The 2,846-nt window shown below is 62.3% G+C and carries 4 protein-coding genes; all 4 read right to left on the bottom strand.

Annotated features, from left to right (window positions below; all coding sequences use genetic code 11):
- Positions 1–687: acyl-ACP--UDP-N-acetylglucosamine O-acyltransferase (lpxA, locus tag ACTS2Z_RS01465; RefSeq protein ID WP_442571459.1), on the bottom strand; the 687-nt coding region annotated here is incomplete at its 3' end.
- Positions 684–1,157, bottom strand: a complete 474-nt coding sequence (fabZ, locus tag ACTS2Z_RS01460; protein WP_442571458.1) for a 3-hydroxyacyl-ACP dehydratase FabZ — start codon at positions 1,155–1,157, stop codon at positions 684–686. The genes fabZ and lpxA, both read right to left, overlap by 4 nt.
- A 21-nt stretch (positions 1,158–1,178) precedes the next feature.
- Positions 1,179–2,225: a UDP-3-O-(3-hydroxymyristoyl)glucosamine N-acyltransferase gene (gene lpxD / locus ACTS2Z_RS01455; protein ID WP_442571457.1), complete on the bottom strand. Its 1,047-nt coding sequence runs from the start codon at positions 2,223–2,225 to the stop codon at positions 1,179–1,181.
- 12 nt (positions 2,226–2,237) lie between these two features.
- Positions 2,238–2,819, bottom strand: coding sequence for an OmpH family outer membrane protein (locus ACTS2Z_RS01450; protein WP_442571456.1), 582 nt, complete (start codon positions 2,817–2,819; stop codon positions 2,238–2,240).
- Positions 2,820–2,846 lie beyond the last annotated feature (27 nt).

Raw genomic sequence — 2,846 nt, 5'->3', positions numbered from 1 at the left:
GATGCGTTCGGAGAAGGCGCCTTCCGCAGAGAAGATCAGCCGGTAGGCGGCGCGCAGATCGTGGATCAGGTCACGCGAAAAGCCCCGCCGTTTGAGGCCAACCAGGTTGAGGCCCGCGAGATAGCCGTGATTGTCCACCATGCCATAGGGAATGACGTCGCCGGTTACCGGAGCACCGCCACCGATGAAGGCATAGCGGCCGATCCTGCATTTCTGGTGGATCGCCGAAAGGCCGCCCATGATGACATAATCGCCGATCACGACTTCGCCGCCGAGCGTCGCATTATTGGCGAACACGACATTGTCTCCGACGATGCAGTCATGGCCGACATGCGCCCCGACCATGAAATACCCGCCATTGCCGACTTTCGTTGTGCCGCGCGCCGTTTCAGTGCCCAGATGCATGGTGACATGCTCTCGCAAGGTGTTGCGATCACCGATCACGAGATTCACATCCCCGCCCTTGTACTTGAAGTCCTGCGGCGGAGAACCGAGCGCGGCAAAGGGATGGACCACGCACTCGCGCCCCAGTTCAGTGCGGTTAAGGATGCTGACATGCGAGATCAGGCGCGTGCGGTCACCGATCTGAACATCCGGCCCGACATGGCAGAACGGCCCGATTTCCACCCCTTCGCCAAGGCGGGCCTTGGGGTCGACTATCGCACTTGGGTGAATGGTCGTGGTCACTGCGGGTCTCCTGCGGCCTGACGTTGGGCAGAGGTAGCTGAAAACTCGGCTTCAGCGACCCTGACACCATTGACCAGCGCTTCACCTTCAAAGCGGAACAGACCGCGCCGGTTGGCCACGACGCGTACGGGCATTTCCAGCACATCGCCTGGCCGCACTGGCTTGCGAAAGCGCGCCCGGTCCACACCGATGAAAAGGATCAGCGTATTGGCGATGTCGGCCTGCAAGGTCTTTGACATGAGGAGCGCGCCGGTCTGGGCGAGAGCCTCGATCATCAAGACGCCGGGCATGACCGGGTTCTCTGGAAAGTGCCCCTGAAAATAGGGCTCACCTGCCGACACGCATTTGATGCCGACAATGGACTCCCCCTCGACATAGCTGTGCGCGCGGTCGACGAGAAGAAACGGGAAGCGGTGTGGAAGCCGGGCGAGGATCTCATCCGGACCGATCATGATGCCTGCGTCTGTCATTCAGCCCCCTGTCGCGGAGCGTCAATCGCCCTGCGGTTCCTGTTTGCCTTCTGTCCTGCCCCGCTTTTTCGGCGCTGCAAGGCGTTTGAGCACGGCCAGCTCACGCAGCCAGCTGCGTATCGGCTGGGCTGGCTGGCCCGCCCAGGTCTCCCCTGCGGGTACATCCCAGGCTGGCGAAGCGTTGGCCGCGAGCCTGGCGCCTTCGCCGATATTGACGTGGTCCACCACGCCGACCCGGCCACCGAACTGCGAGCCCCTGCCGATCTTCACACTGCCCGATATGCCCGCAAATGCGGCCATCAGAGTGTGCTCACCGACATCCACATTATGCGCAATATGGCAGAGATTATCGAGCTTTACGCCGTCGCGCAGAAGCGTATCGCCAAACATGCCGCGATCAATCGTGCAATTGGCACCCAGGCGCACATTGTCGCCTAGCACCACGCGGCCGAAATGCGGTAATTCGACAAGCCCTGCCGGCCCTGGAGCCAGGCCAAAGCCTGCCTCACCGATGACGGAACCCGGCCCGATGCGGCAGCCCCGCCCAAGCTTTGCAAAATTCACAACCGCGCAGGCCGCTATATGGGATCTGTCGCCGATCTCGACCCCATGACCGATAACGGCATTGGGACCAAGGACACACTGACTGCCAATGACAGCGTCAGCTCCAATGCAGACACCCGGCGACAGGACGGCATCGCTGGCGATGCGGGCCGTTGGGTGAATGGCAGTGTCCTGAAGATCAGAGCGCGGCCGCACGAGCCCGGCCGCAATGATTGCGAACGCCGCCTTCGGATGAGTATGGCGAATGAAGGCTCCGCCTGAGCCAAGGCGCTCAGAGCCGAGAGCCGCCTCATTGCCGATGACGATGCCGTCGTGACCCTGAAGGCTTTCGGGAAAGACGTCCCCGCCCACAAAGACAAGAGCACCCGGACGGGGTGCTTCTGCCGAGGCAACATCGTTGACCGTACAGTCAGGATTGCCGGAAAGCTCGGCGTCGAGCTCTCCGGCAATATCTCTGGCACTACGCGGCGCGTCGAGGCGATAGAACCGGGTGTCGGTAGCCACCGGACAGCCGGACTATTGCTGCTGGCCGTCGCCTTCCGGCGCACGTACCCGCGTGACGGGCGTGGTCTGGATGCGCTGGTTCAGACGCTCGATGACGGTAGCCGTGACATCCACGCTGTCGGCCGCGTAAACGACTTGCGAACGGTCAAGCAGGATCGAGGCGTTACGCTCGGTCACAAGCTCCTGAAGAACGGTTTGCAGGGTTTGCAGCACCGGTTGCAGAGCCTGACGCTCGGTTGCCACCAGCTCTTGCTGGCGCAGACGGCGCAGACGCTCAAGTTGCTGGGCGTTCTGCTGCAGCTGCTGGATGCGCTGCATCAGGTCCGGGCGCTGCTGGATCGCTTCCTGGCTGAGCGCAGAGGTTTCGGCCTGAAGAGCCTCGTTTTCCTGCGTCAGGGGCGCGGCAGCGGCTTCGAGTTCCGTCTGGATCTCGGTGCCGATGGTTTGCAGCTGAGCGGCGATGTGCTGGCCGACTTGGCTTTCGGTGAGGATGGTCTCCTCGTTGATGACCAGCACGCTTTGCGCTTGCGCAACGCTGACGGCGCCCAGTGCCAGCACGATGCCGGCAAAGAAGGCACGAAGACGCGAGGACATTGTCCGGCGATCTTGGAAAGTCATGTT

The organism is Glycocaulis sp. (genome assembly GCF_052168375.1).
Classification (GTDB): domain Bacteria; phylum Pseudomonadota; class Alphaproteobacteria; order Caulobacterales; family Maricaulaceae; genus Glycocaulis.
The sequence above is the reverse complement of the archived record's forward strand: the minus strand, read 5'-3'. Positions and strand labels throughout refer to the sequence as shown.

Bases quoted from the DNA above. Each gene is read 5' to 3' on its own strand.
- fabZ (WP_442571458.1), bottom strand. From the start codon at position 1,157: ATGACAGACGCAGGCATCATGATCGGTCCGGATGAGATCCTCGCCCGG.
- ACTS2Z_RS01450 (WP_442571456.1), bottom strand. From the start codon at position 2,819: ATGTCCTCGCGTCTTCGTGCCTTCTTTGCCGGCATCGTGCTGGCACTG.